This is a genomic window from Haloterrigena alkaliphila, from assembly GCF_017352155.2.
GTDB lineage: Archaea > Halobacteriota > Halobacteria > Halobacteriales > Natrialbaceae > Haloterrigena > Haloterrigena alkaliphila.
The window spans coordinates 550,649-567,867 of the sequence record NZ_CP071462.1 but is presented as its reverse complement, the minus strand read 5'-3'; the positions used below and the strand labels follow the sequence as shown (position 1 = coordinate 567,867).

The following is a 17,219-nucleotide window of genomic DNA, read 5'->3' as shown; positions in this document are numbered from 1 at the left end:
CGGTCGATCGTCACCGCCCCTCCTGGGCGAGCATGACGGCCATCGAGAGGCCGGAGATACCGATCAGGACCAGCGCCGGGACCGCCGCCTGCCCGTAGAGGCCGGCCTCTTCGACGCGCCAGATGTACGTCACCAGCGTGTCGAACCCAAGCGGGCGCAACATCAGCGTCGCGGGCAACTCCTTCATCGTCGTGAGGAAGACCAGCGCGGCGCCGGCCGCCACCCCCGGCAGGATCAGCGGGAGCGTCACCGTCCGGAAGGCGTTCAATCGCGACCGGCCCAGCGTCCGGGCCGCCTCGACGAGTTGCCGGTCGACCTGCAGCGTCGAGGTCCGGATCGACCCGATCGCCTGGGGCATGAACCGGACGACGTAGGCGAACACCAGCAGCGGCACCGTCTTGTAGACCGACGGCAGCACGTCGAGGCTGAAACTGAGCAACGCGATCGCCAGTACGATCCCCGGCGTCGCGTACCCGACGTAGGGCGCGCGGTCGGCCAGCGCCGCCAGCCGCGAGTCGGAGGTCGCCGCACTGATCGCGATCGGCAGCGCCACGAGGATGGAGACGGCGGCGGCCAGCACCGCGACGTAGGCCGAGTTGAAGCCGTACTCCCAGTCGAACGAGAGCCGACCGACCTGGTAGCCGGGGCCGCCCGTCGACAGCCACATCCCGAAGATGGCGATCGGCAGGACGATCGCCAGCAGGCCGATCGCGGCCGGCAGCAACAGGGCCGGGTACCGCCAGGCGCCGAGGTCGAGTTCGGCGGTTCCGCGGTGGCCGCTGCTCTCGTAGGCGCCCGACTCGTCGACGCCGATGCGCGACTCGAGCGCGAGGATGACCGCCGTCACGGTCAGCAACTGCAGCGACAGCAACGCGGCGTAGTCGCGGGCGTGGGCGTGGAACCGGGCGTAGATGGCCTGCGTGAACACCTCGACCCGCATGATGTTCGGCGTGCCGAAGTCGGCGAGCGCGTACAGCGCGACGAGTAACGCGCCGGCGGTTATTCCCGGCAGGATCTGGGGTAGCGTGACCCGACGAAACGCCTCCCAGCGGCCGGCGTTGAGCGTCCGCGCCGCTTCGACGAGCGACCCGTCGAAGGAGAGCAGCGACGCGCGCGTCGTCAGAAACACGTACGGGTAGGTGTACAGCGTCAGCACGAACGCGGCGCCGGCGAAGCCGTAGATCGACGGGATCGACTCGATTCCCAGCGGCGCCAGGAGGTCGGCGAGTTCGCCCTGCGGCCCGAACGCCGAAACGAAGGCGAACGCCCCGAGGTAGCTCGGAACCGCGAGCGGCAGGGCGGCGAGTATCGTCCAGAATCGGGGAAACGGGATATCGCCCTGGACCGTCAACAGCGCGAGCGGGACGCCGAGGAGGACGCTCGCGCCGGTGACGACGGCGACGAGGGCGACGCTTCTGACCAGCACCTCGAGGGTTCGGGGTGCGACGGCGAGTTCGAACGCCCGGTCGCCGAGCGCGGCGGCGTCCACGAACAGCCAAGTCAGCGGAAGGACGAGCGCAGCGGCGATGGCCGCGGCGAGCAGGGTGAGGCCGACGTCGACGGCGCCGTCTCCGTCGCCCCTTCGACCGACCGCACTCGCGATGCGCTCGCGTGCGCTCATCCCGAGACGCCGGCCTCGTCCATCAGATCGAGGGTCGGTTCGATGTCCGCCAGCTCAGCGAGGTCGATATCCGGCGGACTCAGTTCGTCGATCGAGGGGAGTCCGCCGACCGGCTCGACGCCGCCGATCATCGGGTAGGCGAAACTGACCGTCGCGAAGTACTCCTGGGCCTCCGCGGACAGCAGGTGGCGGACGAAGTCGTCGACCAGGTCGCCCCGCTGCGTTCCCTGGATCTTCAGCGCGCCGGCGACGTTGATCAACGCGCCCGCGTCGCCTTCGGTGAACGCGAGGTCGATCGGGGCGTCGGGTTGCTGGTTCTTGACGCGCATCGCGTAGTAGTGGTTGGCGAACCCGGCGGCCAGCGACCCCTCGGCGACCGACTGCGAGACGGCGTACTCGTTACCGTGTCGCTCGGTGCCGGCCTCCCGCATGGCGACCAGCCACTCGCGGGTCGCGTCCTCGCCGTTGATCAGCCGCATGGCGGTGACGAACGACTTGAACGCGCCGTAGGTCGGCGCCCAGCCCACCGTCCCCTGAAGGGCGTCGGTCGACGGGAAGTCCTGTACGGTGTTCGGGATGTCCGACTCGCTCAGTTCGTCGGTGTTGTACGGCACGGCGCGGGCCCGTCCGGCGACGCCGGCCCATGCCTTGTCGTCGCCGACGAACTGCCCGTTTGCAACCATGTCGACCACCTCGTCCGATAGCGGTTCGTAGGCGTCGTTTGCCGCGACGAACCCCAGCGAACTGGCGTCGATCGACCAGAAGACGTCGGCCCGGGACGCGCCGGCGTCGACCTCCTCGACGATGGTCTCGGCCAGCGACGACGAAGCGTTGTCGGTGGTATGGACCTCGAAGTCGGAGTAGATGTTCTGGAGCATCTCCACGAATTCGTAGTAGATGCCGCCCTCGCCGCCGCCGATGTAGAGCGCGAGGTCCCCGGAGAGGTCGGGGAGGTCCTCGATGGACGTCCCGCCCGGCGCGGGGCGACCCTCGACCAGCGAACCGGACCCCCGGAACTCCGAGAGCGCCGGAATCTCGACGTTCTGATCGTCCCCGAACAGGCCCAGACACCCCGCGAGCGAGGTGACACCCAGTCCGGCGCCGACTCGCAGCGCGTTCCTGCGTGAAACCCCACGTTCCTCACTTCCTTCGTTCATACTCGGTTTAGGCCAACCTAAAAACTTATAGCTGACGATTCCTCGCCCGAAACCGAGCGGGCCGCGGACGGTCGTCAGCTGTCGGCGACGACGCGATCACGTTCGGTCTCGAGCCCCGGCGCCGGTCGGAGTTCGGACAGACACTCGAGCCAGTCGAGCATGTGCTCGCCGACGTAGTTGAAGAAGGCGCCGTTGTTGTACGTCTCCCAGTCGCCGTCGGCGAGTTCGCGGCCCATCGCCTCGAAGACCGCGGCGTAGGAGTCGGCGTCCTCTCCAACGTCGTCGATCATCCGCCAGAGGTGTTCGTTCAACTCGAGCCCCGGTACCTCGTTGTTCAGGTCGTCGAAGGTGCTGCGCGGGGCCTTGTTGTGCTCGCAGAGCGGCGCGCCGTTGTAGATGCGCTTGCCCAGAACGTCGCAGGCGCGCTTGAGGAAGACGCCCGACCAGATGTCGTCGAAGCGGCCGACGTCCCACTCGTTGTCGTCCATCGGGAGCTGGTAGAACGCGGGGATCACCTCGCGACGGAAGGCGAGGTTCATCGAGCAGACGGTGAGGTAGTTGCCCCGCTCGGCGACGAAGTCGTCGCCGAAGTCGTCGCTGCTCGTTCGGGTCTGGGCCTGGCCCTCGAGGTCGCCGTCCATGAGGATGCGGACGGCGTCGAGGTCGGGCACGTTCGTCCAGAGGCCCTGCGAGGCGACGACCTCGCCGGCGCCGATTTCGGTCGTCCCGGTCTCGACGGTCTCTCCCATCGCGGAGTACGGATATCCGCGCGGGTAGAGTCCGTGTTCGTCGGCGTTCTGGTAGAGCACGTTGACCCACTGCTCGTCCGAGGAGACCGCCTCGATTTCGCCCTCGAACGCGAGGTTCTCCATGTGGGTACCGAAGAAGTCCTGATCCTCGTGGGGAAGGGTGTCGTCGTCGATGAAGAAGCCGTAGTCGAACTCGTCGTGGGCCCACATGTAGAGCAGGCCGAAACTCGTCTCGGCGTGGCTCGCCGCCGGCACGACGTGGTCGTAGTCGGCGACGCCGTAGGCCTCGTACCACTCCTCGCGGCGGCTGCCGTCGAACACCTCGCCGGAGACGCCCTCCTCCTCGAGCAGCCGTTCCATGGCGTCGGTCTCGCAGAAGTCCTCGGTGACGAGCACGACGTGGAGCCTCGAGAGGTCGAAGCCGTGGGCGCGGGCGTTCCCGAAGTACGAGCGCAGACACTCGTACTCCCGGATCGTCGGGACGATCACGCAGATATCCTGACTCATTGCCCCGCTATCTTTTAGGCTCACCTAAAAAACTGCCGGTTTCTCGCGTCTTCGAGTCGGGTTCGGTCGACGCCTTCGACAGGGAAATGCCAAGCCCGGCGACCGCGCCGGCGCCGCCGACCAGCGTCACGCCGTTTTTCAGCGCGTGGTCGACGATGGCGGCCGCCAGCGCCGTGCTGGCACCGACGGGGGTCAGCCCGACCACGAGCGCCGTGAACGCGGCCTCGTAGAGCCCGACGCCGCCCTGCGAGAGCGGGAGCACCTTCGCGAGATTCCCCACGCTGACCGCCAGCGTCCCGACCGCCAGCAGCGTTCCGGTCGAGAGGCCGCTGCCCAGCGCCGCGAGGACGAGCACCGCGGTGAGGACGTCCAGCGACCACACGATCAGGCTCGTCGCGCCGATCGCCGCCAGCGCCCGCGGCTGTCGCGCGACGACCTGCACGTCGGTCGCGAACCGGAGCGCGGTCTCGAGCGGTCCTTCGATCCGCGACCGGCCTCGAACGCGTGTGCGGAGCCGCGCGGCCAGCCCCTGCCCGTAGTCTACCCGGGCAGACGTAACGACGACGACCGTCGCCGCGCTCACCGCCGCCGCGGCCAGCAGGGCCGTCCGCGCGCCGCCGGCTTCCGCGACGATCTCGAGCGGGCCGGCCCGCCCGCCCAGCGCGAGCCACGCGGTCGCGAGTCCGGCGAGCGCGGCGATCGCGGCCAGATCGAAGACGCGTTCGACCGCCAGCGACGCGAACCCCGCGGTGTAGGGGACGTCCCGCTGCGTATTGACGACGTACGCACGCACCGTATCGCCCGCCCGCGCGGGAATCGCGAGGTTGGCCGTCTGGCTGAGGAAGACCGCCAGCGTGAGAACGCCAGTTCCGCAGCGGTGACCCATCGCCGCCAGCACGTCCGCGTACCGGCGCCCGCGGAGCGGCCACGAGAGCGCGTAGACGGCGACCGCGGCCGCGAGCAGCCGCGGGTCGGCGCTCGAGACCTCCGCGGCGACGGTCCGGAGGTCGATCTCGCGGACGGCGACGAGCAGCCCCAGGACGACGAGCACCGTTCCGGCGATCGTCACTCGACGGCGGGTCAGGACGTCGACGACTCCGCGGTCCCCGGATTCCTCGTCGGCGTTCGGCGACGCTGATTCGTCGTCGCCTTCGCGAGCCGTTTCTTCGCCGCCGCCGTTCATGGACGTCTCTCCCGCACCCAGATATTTAAGCCCACCTAAAACTCGGTCGCGCGGGGTCGACGGCGGCTCTCGAGTCCGATTCCTTCGCTGTTAGCCGATCACACCCAGTCCGACGGTCAATCCATCTCCGCGATGATCTCGCGGGTCGCTCGTCGAACGGCTTCGTCGCTCGAGAGCGTCGGCTCCCACCCCAGCGCCGAGAGCTTCTCGATGGAGAGGCGCATCTTCGGGACGTCGCCGGTCCAGCCCCGTTCGCCGCCGGTGTACTCGAAGTCTGGATCGAGTTCCAGTTCGTCGGCGACGATCGCGGCGATCCGATCGACCGAGGTCGTCGTTCGCGTCCCGAGGTTGTAGGTGTTCATCGCGTCGTCGGCGTGCTCGACGACGTGGAGCATCGCGTCGAGGCAGTCCTCGATGTGGAGGTAGGACTTCTCCTGTCGGCCGTCGCCGAGGATCGTGAGCGTCTCGGGGTCGTCTCGCAGTTTCTCGATGAAATCGGGAATGACGGCCCCGCGCAGGCGCGGCCCGACGACGTTCGCGAACCGGACGTTCCAGACCGTCAGGTCGTGGCTGTGCGCCCGCGCGGAGAGCAGTCCCTCGTCGGCCAGTTTGCTCGCCCCGTAGGCGCTGATCGGCTCGAGGGGCGCGTAGTCCTCCGGCGTCGGCCGCGGGGCCTCGCCGTAGACCGTCGAGGTCGAGGTGTACAGAATCTCGGTCACGTCCGCGTCGGCCATCGCCTCGAGGATGTTCCGGGTCATCCGCGTGTTGTCGTCGAACTGACCGTGGGGACGGTCCGTATCGACGTGTTTCGACGCCGCGAGGTGGAAGACGCGGTCGATACCGTCGAGGAGCCCCTCGAGTGCGTCGGGGTTCGTCAGGTCCGCCTCGACGAACGTCGCGCGGTCGGGAACGCGGTCGGGATCGCCGTTCGAGCAGTCGTCGACGACCGTTACGTCGATACCGTCCGCGAGCAGGCGTTCCGTGAGGTGCGAACCGATGAAGCCGGCACCGCCCGTCACGAGAGCGCGTCCGTTCGAGTCCGTCATACGAGACGATTCACGGACGCCGGGTTAATCCTGTTGTCTTCGGCCACGAGTGTGCCGGTTCGGGCTCGAAACGACCCGCATTTCGGCTCGCTGACGATCGTCTCGAGGCGGACTTCCCCCGTCGTGCAAATCGAAATGACTTAAATATGGCGGATATCCCCACCTTCTGCGCCGCCTTTAGAAGTGGTAACACACCTCGATGTTGTGCGCCGAACACCGCGCACTACGGCGGTTTTGAGATACTTTGTGCGTTCGCAGCCGATCATCACGAGAGTTGAATAGCGAAGTATTTATATAGAATCACAATCAATGACTCAGTTGACTATGAGCCAGCGAATGCAGCAGGGACAGCCGATGATCGTGATGAGCGAGGACTCCCAGCGCGTCAAGGACAAGGACGCGCAGGATTACAACATCAGCGCCGCCCGTGCGGTCGCTGAAGCCGTTCGGTCCACGCTCGGCCCGAAAGGGATGGACAAGATGCTCGTCGACTCCATGGGATCGGTAACGATCACCAACGACGGCGTCACCATCCTTCAGGAGATGGACATCGACAACCCGACGGCCGAGATGATCATCGAGGTCGCCGAAACCCAGGAGGACGAGGCCGGTGACGGTACCACGACGGCCGTCGCCATCGCGGGCGAACTCCTCAAGAACGCCGAGGACCTCCTCGAGCAGGACATCCACCCGACGGCGATCATCAAGGGCTTCCACATGGCGAGCGAGCAGGCTCGCGAGGAGATCGACGACATCGCCCAGGACGTCGACACCGAGGACGAGGACCTCCTGCGCTCGGTCGCCGAGACCTCGATGACCGGCAAGGGTACCGAGGTCAACAAGGAGCACCTCTCGGCGCTCATCGTCGAGGCCATCCGGCAGGTCACCGTCGAGAGCGAGGACGGCGACAACGTCGTCGACCTCGAGTTCCTCAACATCGAGACCCAGACCGGCCGCTCGGCCGGCGAGTCCGACCTGCTCGAGGGCGGCATCGTGGACAAGGACCCCGTCCACGACAACATGCCCACGTCGGCCACCGACGCCGACATCCTGCTGCTCAACGAGGCCATCGAAGTCGAGGAGACCGACGTCGACACCGAAGTCTCCGTCACGGACCCCGACCAGCTCCAGAAGTTCCTCGACCGCGAGGAGAAACAGCTCAAGGACAAGGTCCAGCACATCGTCGACACCGGCGCCGACGTCGTCTTCTGCCAGAAGGGCATCGACGACCTCGCCCAGCACTACCTCGCCAAGGAGGGCATCCTCGCCGTCCGCCGCGCGAAGAAGAGCGATCTGGAATTCCTCTCGGAAGTCGTCGGCGCGAACGTCGTCTCCGACCTCGAGAGCGCGACCGCCGACGACCTCGGCTTCGGTGACGTCACCCGCGACGAGGAGGACGAACTGTTCTACGTCGAGGGCGACGACGCCCACGGCGTCACCCTCCTGCTGCGCGGCTCGACCGACCACGTGGTCGACGAACTCGAGCGCGGCGTCAACGACGCGCTCGACGTCGTCGCCCAGACCGTCTCCGACGGCCGCGTCCTCGCCGGCGGCGGCGCCATCGAGGTCGAACTCGCCAGCCGCCTCCGCGACTACGCTGACTCCGTCTCCGGCCGCGAGCAGCTGGCCGTCGAGGCCTTCGCCGACTCGCTCGAGCTCGTCCCGCGCGTCCTCGCCGGGAACGCGGGTCTGGACTCCATCGACACGCTCGTCGACCTTCGCGCGGCTCACGACGACGGCCAGATCACGGCCGGCCTGAACGTCTTCTCGGGCGACGTCGAGGACACCTTCGAGTCCGGCGTCGTCGAACCGGCCCACGCCAAGGAGCAGGCGGTTACCTCCGCCGCCGAGGCCGCGAACCTCGTCCTCAAGATCGACGACATCATCTCCGCCGGCGACCTGTCGACCGACAAGGGCGGCGACGAGGAAGGCGGCCCCGGTGGTGCCCCCGGCGGAATGGGCGGCATGGGCGGCGGCATGGGCGGCATGATGTAGGAGCGATTCGGAGCGAACGCAGTGATCGAGAATCGCTGAAAGCGAGCGGGGAACGGAGTGACCCGCGAGCTAAACTAAATTTTGCTCTGCGGGCCGCCGAAGGCGGCCCTCGGCAAAATTTAGTATAAAAGCACTCCTCGCTCCCGGGCTCACGGCTAGCGCCGTTCGCCATCCCGCGGCGCTTCGCGCCGCGCCTTGGTCGCTCGTCGGCCCGAGCGCGGCGAAGCCGCGCTCGGTGAACGGCGTCGTTCACGGGTCACTCCGTTCCCCGTCCGCTCACGGGCACGAAGTGCCCGTTCGCACGGTTCGCGGGATCTTCGATCCCGCGCTATTCACGTTTTCGCGGTTCTCGCTCGCTTTGCTCGCTCCGAACCGCGCACCGCTCGGGTTCTCCGAACCGCTCACTCGCCGATGCTCGGCTCGAGGCAAATTCGTCGAGTATCGATTTGTATCTGTAACCATCCGATTTCCCGAGCAGGTGTTTCTGTCCGACTGCCGACTCCTGAATCCCATCCGTTTCGTGGCAGGCCGGTGATCTTTTGCGCTGGGGCCGGTACGATGCCTATGTCCTCCCAGACAACATTCGGCTGGTCGCTGTTCACCTCCGGTATCGTCACGCTGGTCCTGAAGGCCCTGCCCGGCGATTCGCTGTGGTGGGGAATCGGGCTCCTCGCGCTCGGTCTGGTGTTGCTGTACTACCGGTAGCGAGGACGTGGGCGGCGGCAGTTGGAGACGCGGAACCAGACACGCCTCGAGGGGACTCGAGCGGAACCGAGCCCGGTTTATATTTCGCACCGAAACGATCGTCCAGTGAGTACGCACGAGGAGGAGACGCCGTTCGACGCCTACCGCGAGGACGTCGAGCGCCCGCTCTCGAGACTCTTCCGCGAGTACGGCCCCGACCGGCTGGGCTGGTTCACCGCCGGGATGGTCGCGAACTTCGTCGCGCGGATGGCGAGTCTCGTCCCGCCGCTCCTGCTGGGGGTCGCCATCGACGCCATCTTCGCCAACGACGGGTCGTTCGAACTGCCGCTGGTGCCCGACGCGTGGCTGCCGACCGCACAGATGGCGCAGTTCTGGTTCACCATCGGCGCCGTCGCCGTCTCCTTTCTCGTCGTCGCCGTCTTCACCTGGATCTACGGCGTCACCGCGAACCTGTTCGCCCACGGCGTGATGCACGCGGTGCGGGTCGACTGCTTCGAGAAGATGCAGCGCCTGGACATGACCTTCTTCGACGACAAGGAGACCGGCGAGGTCATGGCGGTGTTGAACAACGACACGCAGAACCTCGAGATGTTCCTCGACAACGCGCTGATGAACTCCGCGCGACTGCTGGTGATGGTCGGGGGGATCGCCGCCGTCCTCTTCTACCTCAACTGGCAACTGGCGATCGTGACGCTGGTCGCCGTCCCGGCGATGGTCGCCTTCACGATCTGGTTCATGCGCGCGGTCGAACCGCGCTACGCCCGCCAGCGCTCCGCGGTCGGAGCGCTGAACACCCGCCTCGAGAACAGCATCTCCGGCGTCACCCTGACGAAGACGACCGACAGCGAGGCCCACGAGATCGACCGCGTCCGCGGGGCCTCGCGGCGCCTCTACGAGGACACGATGGCCGTCCTCCGACTCTCGTACTTCTACCGGCCCGGCATGGAACTGCTCGCCGGACTGGCCTTCGCCGGCACCTTCCTCGTCGGCGGCTACTGGCTCGCGACGGGGACGGCGCCCGGCCCCCTGACCGGGACGCTTTCGGTCGGCGACTTCGTCGTCTTCCTCTTCCTGACCCAGCGGATCGTCGACCCGCTGGCCGAGGTCTCGAACATCGTCGACCAGTACGAGAACGCGAAGGCCTCGAGCGAGCGCGTCTTCGGGCTGATGGACGTCCCCGTCCACGTCGCCGACCCCGACGATCCGGTCGCGCTCGAGTCGGTCGAGGGCCGCGTCGCGTACGAGAACGTCACGTTCAGCTACGACGCCAGCGAGGCCCACGTCGGCGAGGAGACGGCGTTCGACGAGGCCGTGATTCGAGACGTCTCCTTCGCGGCCGAACCCGGCGAGACGGTCGCGTTCGTCGGCCCGACCGGCGCCGGGAAGTCGACGCTCGTCAAACTCCTGCTCCGCCTGTACGACGTGCAGTCGGGATCGATCCGAATCGACGACCACGACGTCCGCGAGCTCTCGCTGGCCGACCTGCGATCGAGCGTCGGCTACGTCAGTCAGGAGACGGTCCTCTTCGACGGCACCGTCGCGGACAACATCCGGTACGGTCGGTTCGACGCCGACGAGGAAGCGGTCCGCGAGGCCGCGAAAGCGGCGCAGGCCCACGCGTTCGTCACCGACCTGTCCGAGGGCTACGAGACGCGAGTCGGCGAGAACGGCGTCAAGCTCTCCGGGGGACAGCGCCAGCGGATCGCGCTCGCCCGCGCCGTTCTCGCGGATCCCGAGATCCTCGTGCTGGACGAGGCGACCAGCGCCGTCGACACGTGGACGGAGTTGCAGATCCAGCGGTCGATCGATCGACTCACCGCGGACCGCACGACGCTGGCGATCGCCCACCGTCTCTCGACGGTCACGGACGCGGACACGATCCTCGTCGTCGAGGACGGCGAAATCGTCGAACGGGGGAGCCACGAGGAGCTACTGGACGCGGACGGGCAGTACGCGACGCTGTGGGCGGCACAGGCGGGTGACCGCGAGACGGCCGCCGAAGCGCTGCTCGAGGGAGACGACTGAGAGGGTCGGCGTCGCCGTTCGCGGCGGCCGCGGCTGGACGGGCGCGTCTCTCGGGGTCGGAAAACGGTCGATACGTCGGCTCTCGCTCGAATCAGTCGTCTTCGACGTCGAGTTCGAACTGTTCGTTCTCGCAGACCGCGTTGAGAACGACGCTCGTGTTCGAGGCCTTGATGTCGGGGTCGGTCAGCAACTGCTTGATCTGCTCGTTCATGCCGTCGGTGTCTTCGAACTTCCCGATGGCGATGACGTCGTAGTCGCCGGTGACCTCGTAAACCGAGATCATCTGCCGGTGGTCGCGGAGCGTGTCGGTGACCTCGGGGAGGGCGTTCCCCTCGACCTGCAACTGGATGACGGCCGTGACGTCGTAGCCGACCGCGTCGTAGTCGACTCGCGGCGTGTAGCCGTCGATCACGCCCTGTTCCTCGAGATCCGAGAGGTGATTCGAGACGGTCGTCACGGAGACGTCGAGCTCCTCGGCGAGGCTCCGGAGGCTCGCCCGGCCGTCGCCGAGGAGTGCATTCACTAGTTTTGCATCGAGATTTTCGTACGTCATCACATCCTCCCTCTCATTGGAGCCTTTAGAACTTTACGAATATCCAGTTTGAAGGAGCACACCGAAGATTTGCTTGGAGCAGTAGGGTTTTAGTAGCAGAGTTACTTGGATAGCACGACGAGAAAGATGACAAGCGGAAACATCACTGAAGCCGAACAGGCTGTATTAGACGAGATCGAGGAGAAAGACGTCGATTTCCTCCGTCTCCAGTTTACTGACATTCTCGGCACGGTTAAAAACGTCTCCGTCCCGGCCCGGCAGGCCGAGAAGGCGTTCGCCGAGGGCATCTACTTCGACGGCTCCTCGATCGAGGGCTTCGTCCGCATCCAGGAATCGGACATGCGTCTGGTTCCCGACCCGGACACGTTCGCGATTCTCCCGTGGCGCCGGAAGGAGGACAGCGCTGCGGCCCGAATGATCTGTGACGTCTACAACACCTCGACGGGCGAACCCTTCGAGGGCGACCCGCGCCGCGTCCTCAAGAACGCGCTCGACCGCGCCGAGGAGATGGGGTACGAAGTCAACGCCGCGCCCGAACCGGAGTTCTTCCTGTTCGAGGAGGATGAGGACGGTCGCGCGACGACCAACACGAACGACTCCGGCGGCTACTTCGACCTCGCGCCGAAAGACCTCGCGAGCGACGTCCGACGGGACATCATCTACGGCCTCGAGGACATGGGCTTCGAGATCGAGGCCAGTCACCACGAGGTCGCCGAGGGCCAACACGAGATCAACTTCGAGTACGACGACGCGCTCTCGACCGCGGACAACGTCGCCACGTTCCGAACGGTCGTCCGCGCCATCGCGGCCCAGCACGGCCTTCACGCGACGTTCATGCCGAAGCCGATTCCGAAAATCAACGGCTCGGGCATGCACACCCACCTCTCGCTGTTCACCGAGGACGGTGAGAACGCGTTCCACGACGAGGACGACGAATTCAACCTCAGCGACGAGGCCCACGCCTTCACCGCCGGCATCCTCGAGCACGCGCCGGCGATCACGGCGGTCGCCAACCCCACCGTGAACAGCTACAAGCGCCTGGTGCCCGGCTACGAGGCGCCGGTCTACGTCGCCTGGTCGGACCGCAACCGCTCGGCGCTGATCCGCAAACCGGCCGCCCGCGTCCCGGCGGCCTCGCGCATCGAAGCGCGGTTCCCTGACCCGTCGTGTAACCCCTACCTCGCCCTCGCGGCGCTCATTCAGGCCGGTCTGGAGGGCATCGAGAACGATCTCGAGTGTCCCGACCCGGTTCGAGAGAACATCTACGAGTTCGATGAGCAGAAACGCGAGGAGTACGGTATCGACACGCTGCCGACCAACCTCGGCGAGGCCGTCGAGGCCCTCGAGGAGGACGACGTCATCTACGACGCGCTCGGCGAGCACGTCGGACCGAAGTTCGTCGAAGCGAAGAGCCAGGAGTTCGAGGAGTACCTCGTCGACGTCTCCGACTGGGAACTCGACCGCTACCTCGAGACGTTCTGAGGCCGACCGGTCGACGGTGATCGACGCCGTTTCGATCGGATTCGCTGGCGGTTCCGCTCTCCGTCTTTCGTTTTCCTTCTCGATCTCGACTCGTCCGGTGCTCGATCACCGAGAGCCGTCGCTCCCGAACTCGTGGTCGTGGCCCTCGAGTCGGAGCGAGCCGTCGACCGACTCGAGCGTGTAGTACCGTTCCCAGGCCGGCGCGAGGCTGACGACGCGCGTATCGCCGATTTCGGCCTCGCGGTGACGGTGGTGGTGGCCGACCAGACAGAGCGACGGCGAGAGCGCCTCGAGCAGGTCGTCGACGTGTTCGCAGCCGGGGTCGTAGCCGTAGGACAACAGATCGTTCGGGGCCTCGTGGGTGAGAAAGACGTCGACGTCGTCCAGTTCGGCCGCCCGGCCGACGTCCTCGTGGGTGAAGTGACGACGTCGGTCGCCCTCGAGTTCGTCGCGCGGGAGATCGTACCTCGTCGGCGAGTAGTTGCCCGAGAGGCCGGCCACGCGGATCCCGTCGACGGTCGCGACGGTGCTGGCGAGGAGGTGGACGTTCGCGGCCTCCGGCGGGTTCTCGCCCGCGCGAAACGCATCGATGACGTCGAAGTCCTCGTTGTTGCCCGCCACGAACCAGGTCGGCGCCGGGAGGTCGTAGTGCTCGAGGTCGCCGGCCTGAAGGACTCGATCGGGGTCGACGGTTCGATACAGTTCGAGAAGGGTCTCGCGGCGGTCCGGTTCGGCGGCGTGGGCGTCACCGAGAACGAGCATACGTAGACGAACGGCTCCGACAGGGAAACCCTTGTTCAGGCTTCGGCCTGTTCGATCCACTCCTCGGCCTCGCTCTCCGAGACGTCGGCGGCCTCGGAGACCGTTTCGGCGTCGGCGCGCACGAGATCGTCGACCGTCGAGATGCCGGCATCCGAAAGCTGGTCCCGGACGTCCGCGTCGATGCCCGCGACGGACTCGAGCGTGTGCTCCGGATCGGTCCGAATCTTCGTCTCCGCCTCGACCTGCTGCTCCTCTCGAAGCTGCTGCGTGACCTGTTCGGCTTGCTCCTCGAGTTGCGCTTGGAACTGCTCGACCTGTTCGGCCTGGCGCTCGAGCAGGTCGGCGACGTCGCCGGTCTGGCGCTCGAGTTGCTCCTCGAGCTGATCCTGCAGTTCCTGGGTCTGCTCGAGTTGCTGGTGGAGCTGTCCCGAGAGGCCGTCGACGTTCTCGACCGTCTGATCCTCGATGGATCGGGACATCTCGAGGAGCTGGTCGATCTGCTCGTCGAGTGCCTCGACGAACTCGTCGGAGAGTTCGGCGGCCGAGTCGACGTCTCGCTCGAGTTCGCGCTCGAGCGCCTCGTAGAACTCGGCGTGGGTCGTCTTCAGCCCGGCGAACGTCTCGTCGATGGTTCGGTGGGTGTCCGAGGACTCGTCGCTGGGGAACATCGCGGACGTCGCGCTGACGTAGCTGTGGGAGACGGCCTGCGCGAGCTCGAGTTGCTGGAGCTGGAGCGACTCCTGCCCTTTGAGGCCGGTTAGCGCCATCGTGTCCACGTTGCGCTGGGCGGACAGGCCCTGTTTGAACAGCTGCTGGCTCTGTTTGACCGCGGTTCGCTGCACGTCGAACATCGCTCGGATAGGGGACTCTGATTGGCTCATTGTCTTCACTCAATGATCGGTGCCGACCGGGGATAAATAGCGGGCTTGCATACCGCTGAATGGTTCTAATTGGTAATGAATGGTCTCGAAAGCTGAATCGTCGCCGACGCCGCGTTCGCTTCGCGGTTCGAGCGACCCCTACGGGACGGTGAGTGTCACGACGGCCCCCATTCAGTATTATGAGCGCGATCGTGGTCCGTTCACCATGGGTGACAGTCGAACCTACCCGTTCGAGGGAACGGAACCGTCAGTCGACGATGCCGCGTCGGTGAGTCGGGAAGCGACGCTGGTCGGCGACGTCCGGATCGCAGCGGAGGCGAGCGTCTGGCCGGGGGTCGTCCTCCGGGGCGACGTCGGTCCCGTTCGCGTCGGTCGACAGGCCCACATCGGCGACAACGCGACGGTTCGCGCCTCGGAACTCGCCGACCGAGTCATGGTGGGCCACGGTGCGGTGCTCAACGAGGCGACCGTCGAGGAAGGGGCGTTGGTCGGCTTCAACGCGACGGTCAACACCGACTCCACGATCGGTTCGGGCAGCGTCGTCGCGTCGGGGACGGTGATCCCCGACGCCTACGACATCCCGCCCGAGTCGTTCGTCCGCGGCGTCCCCGCTCGGATCACGCCGCTCGAGGAGACGGGAGTCGACGCGGAGGCCATCTTCGAGGAGTTCTCCTCGGGCGAGTACACGAACCTGGCCGGCCGCCACGACGAACTCTTCGACTGACGACCTCACGCGGCGTCGGCGCTCTCGGCAAACCGGCCGCCGTCCCACCCGCGATAGCGCGATCGGAGGAGGTCCTCGAGCGCCGCGGCGATCGCGAGGATCCCGAGGACGACGAGGTGAAACGGGTCGGCATGTGCACCTTCTGTACCCCGAACATCTGCGAATGGATGGTCGTAATCAAAAATAGCCCAAGTAGCGTCTTCGAACGCTATCAGGGGTTCGTCGTCCCGCTGTACCGACTCGTCGTGGACTGCAGGGCGCCGCCGCAGTCCGGACAGTTCGCGCGATAGGCGACGGGACGCACCGTCGACGAGCAGTTCCGACATTCGTATCGGTTCTCGTAGCGCGTCATTCGGCTTCACCCAGTCACGGTGACGGGAGATAGTGTGTTAAAGATTGTCACGGAAACGCTCCATCGCGGGGCTGGGGCGGCGTCGAGACGGCGGCCGTGACGGCAGCCGATCGAACGAAACCTATCGGTGCGACTCACCGGCCACGACGCCCGACTCGAGCAGCGCGTCGACGTCTTCGTCGTCGTATCCCGCCTCGAGGAGGTACTGACGGGTATGTTCGCCTTGGGCCGGGACGCGCTCGTCGCGGGCCGCCGACTCGCCGCCGAACCGGGCGGGAAATCCGATTCGCGGCGGCGCGTCCTCGGGGTCCTCGAGGAGTTCCCGAGCGCGGAACTGGGGGTGGTCGACCGCCTCGGCCGGCGCGTAGACGCCGGCGAACGCCGCGTCGACGCCTGCGAGGGCCGCCTCCCACTCCTCGCGGGTTCGCTCGCGGAAGAGGTCGCGGAGTTCCGCCTCGAGGGCGGCGCGGACGTCCGGATCCGCCGTGCCGTGTTCGTCGACGAGGTCCTCTCGGTCGACGGCCTCGCAGAACGCCCGCCAGAACTGCGGCTCGAGAGCCGCGAGGGTCACCCACTTTTCGTCGGCGGTCTCGTAGCAGTCGTACCACGGGAGCGCGCCGGTCAGCGACGTCGCGCCGGGTCGAGGTTCGTCGGGCTCGCCTGTAAAGGCCTGATGGGCAACCGACTGACTGAACGAGGCCACGACGTCGGCCATCGCGACGTCGACGTACTCGCCGCCGGTGTTTCCGAGTTCCCGCGAGAGTAGCGCTCCAACGATCGCGAAGGCGGTGAACAGGCCGCCGGCCATGTCGCCGATCGGATAGCCGGGGACCTGCGGCTTCTCGTCGGGCGCGTCGCGGGTCATGTCGAGCAGGCCGGCCAGCGCGACGTAGTTGAGGTCGTGGCCGGCCCGGTCCGCCCACGGCCCGTCCTGCCCGTAGCCGCTGAGCGAGCAGTAGACCAGTTCCTCGTTGTACTCGGTGAGCGTCTCGTAGTCGATCTCCAGCCGGTCGACGACGCCCGGTCGGAACCCCTCGAGGACGACGTCGGCCGTCTCGACGAGTCGATAGAAGGCCTCCCGCCCGGATTCGCGCTTCAGATCGATCGAGACGCTCCGTTTGCCGCGGTTCACCGCGTCGAAGATCGCGCCGACGTCGCGGGACGTGTACGGCGGCATCGCCCGCGCGTAGTCGCCGGCGTCGGTGTCCTCCACTTTCACGACCTCGGCGCCGCAGTCGGCCAGCAACTGCGTCGCGTAGGGGCCGGGCAGCAGCCGCGAACAGTCGAGCACGCGAGTGCCATCGAGTCGCATACCGTACGGGTCGACGCAGCGATACTTTACCGTACGGGCTCGAGTGCGGGACGGCGACGCGTCCCCGAAGTTCAGTCCGTCCTCGAGGCCCGGCGCGTCCTCGAAGCCCGCCGGGACGCCCAGTCGGGCACGAGACGCGTCGCCGGGCGACGAGCGTGCGTGTCG

General features: G+C 66.8%; 15 protein-coding genes. 5 read left to right on the top strand and 10 right to left on the bottom strand.

Translation table 11 applies throughout. The features are described from left to right. Positions 1–10: 10 nt before the first annotated feature. From J0X25_RS21625 to J0X25_RS21605, 5 genes are all read right to left on the bottom strand, one after another. A complete protein-coding gene (locus tag J0X25_RS21625; RefSeq protein WP_207289515.1) occupies positions 11–1,621 on the bottom strand; it encodes an ABC transporter permease in 1,611 nt (536 codons plus the stop codon). Beyond that, positions 1,618–2,778: an extracellular solute-binding protein gene (locus J0X25_RS21620; protein WP_207289514.1), complete on the bottom strand. Its 1,161-nt coding sequence runs from the start codon at positions 2,776–2,778 to the stop codon at positions 1,618–1,620. The genes J0X25_RS21625 and J0X25_RS21620 overlap by 4 nt, the downstream gene beginning before the upstream one ends. A 74-nt stretch (positions 2,779–2,852) precedes the next feature. After that, entirely contained in the window at positions 2,853–4,034 is a 1,182-nt protein-coding gene (locus tag J0X25_RS21615; protein WP_207289513.1) for an alpha-1 4-glucan-protein synthase, read from the bottom strand. A 7-nt stretch (positions 4,035–4,041) separates the two neighbouring features. Then, positions 4,042–5,217 carry a lysylphosphatidylglycerol synthase transmembrane domain-containing protein gene (locus J0X25_RS21610; protein WP_207289512.1) on the bottom strand — a complete coding sequence of 392 codons (1,176 nt, stop codon included), beginning with the start codon at positions 5,215–5,217 and terminating at the stop codon, positions 4,042–4,044. A gap of 116 nt (positions 5,218–5,333) precedes the next feature. Next, a complete protein-coding gene (locus tag J0X25_RS21605; RefSeq protein ID WP_207289511.1) occupies positions 5,334–6,263 on the bottom strand; it encodes an NAD-dependent epimerase/dehydratase family protein in 930 nt (309 codons plus the stop codon). Positions 6,264–6,587: 324 nt separating this feature from the next. Here J0X25_RS21605 and thsB point away from each other — a divergent pair, with 324 nt between their 5' ends. The 3 genes from thsB (at position 6,588) to J0X25_RS21590 (ending at position 10,988) form a co-directional block, all read left to right on the top strand. Next, entirely contained in the window at positions 6,588–8,258 is a 1,671-nt protein-coding gene (gene thsB, locus J0X25_RS21600) for a thermosome subunit beta (RefSeq protein WP_207289510.1), read from the top strand. A 564-nt stretch (positions 8,259–8,822) separates the two neighbouring features. Next, a complete protein-coding gene (locus J0X25_RS21595) occupies positions 8,823–8,963 on the top strand; it encodes a hypothetical protein (protein ID WP_207289509.1) in 141 nt (46 codons plus the stop codon). 105 nt (positions 8,964–9,068) lie between these two features. Then, positions 9,069–10,988, top strand: coding sequence for an ABC transporter ATP-binding protein (locus J0X25_RS21590; RefSeq protein ID WP_207289508.1), 1,920 nt, complete (start codon positions 9,069–9,071; stop codon positions 10,986–10,988). A 91-nt stretch (positions 10,989–11,079) separates the two neighbouring features. Here the strand turns inward: J0X25_RS21590 and lrp are convergent, their stop codons facing one another. Next, positions 11,080–11,541, bottom strand: coding sequence for an HTH-type transcriptional regulator Lrp (gene lrp / locus J0X25_RS21585; protein ID WP_207289507.1), 462 nt, complete (start codon positions 11,539–11,541; stop codon positions 11,080–11,082). A gap of 126 nt (positions 11,542–11,667) precedes the next feature. On the opposite strand from lrp, the gene glnA reads away from it, so the two are divergent. Beyond that, positions 11,668–13,023, top strand: coding sequence for a type I glutamate--ammonia ligase (gene glnA, locus J0X25_RS21580; protein WP_207289506.1), 1,356 nt, complete (start codon positions 11,668–11,670; stop codon positions 13,021–13,023). Between the two features lie 105 nt (positions 13,024–13,128). On the opposite strand, the gene J0X25_RS21575 is transcribed toward glnA, so the two are convergent. Both J0X25_RS21575 and J0X25_RS21570 read right to left on the bottom strand, forming a co-directional pair. Further along, positions 13,129–13,785 (bottom strand): metallophosphoesterase family protein, encoded by a 657-nt coding sequence (locus tag J0X25_RS21575; protein ID WP_207289505.1) that lies wholly within the window; start codon positions 13,783–13,785, stop codon positions 13,129–13,131. A gap of 35 nt (positions 13,786–13,820) precedes the next feature. Further along, positions 13,821–14,636 (bottom strand): helix-hairpin-helix domain-containing protein, encoded by an 816-nt coding sequence (locus J0X25_RS21570; RefSeq protein ID WP_207290841.1) that lies wholly within the window; start codon positions 14,634–14,636, stop codon positions 13,821–13,823. A gap of 235 nt (positions 14,637–14,871) precedes the next feature. Between J0X25_RS21570 and J0X25_RS21565 the strand changes: the two genes are divergently transcribed. Further along, a complete protein-coding gene (locus J0X25_RS21565) occupies positions 14,872–15,390 on the top strand; it encodes a gamma carbonic anhydrase family protein (protein WP_207289504.1) in 519 nt (172 codons plus the stop codon). Between the two features lie 211 nt (positions 15,391–15,601). On the opposite strand, the gene J0X25_RS21560 is transcribed toward J0X25_RS21565, so the two are convergent. Further along, positions 15,602–15,742: a rubrerythrin-like domain-containing protein gene (locus J0X25_RS21560; protein WP_207289503.1), complete on the bottom strand. Its 141-nt coding sequence runs from the start codon at positions 15,740–15,742 to the stop codon at positions 15,602–15,604. A 121-nt stretch (positions 15,743–15,863) separates the two neighbouring features. Continuing rightward, positions 15,864–17,054 (bottom strand): CaiB/BaiF CoA transferase family protein, encoded by a 1,191-nt coding sequence (locus J0X25_RS21555; RefSeq protein WP_207289502.1) that lies wholly within the window; start codon positions 17,052–17,054, stop codon positions 15,864–15,866. Positions 17,055–17,219 lie beyond the last annotated feature (165 nt).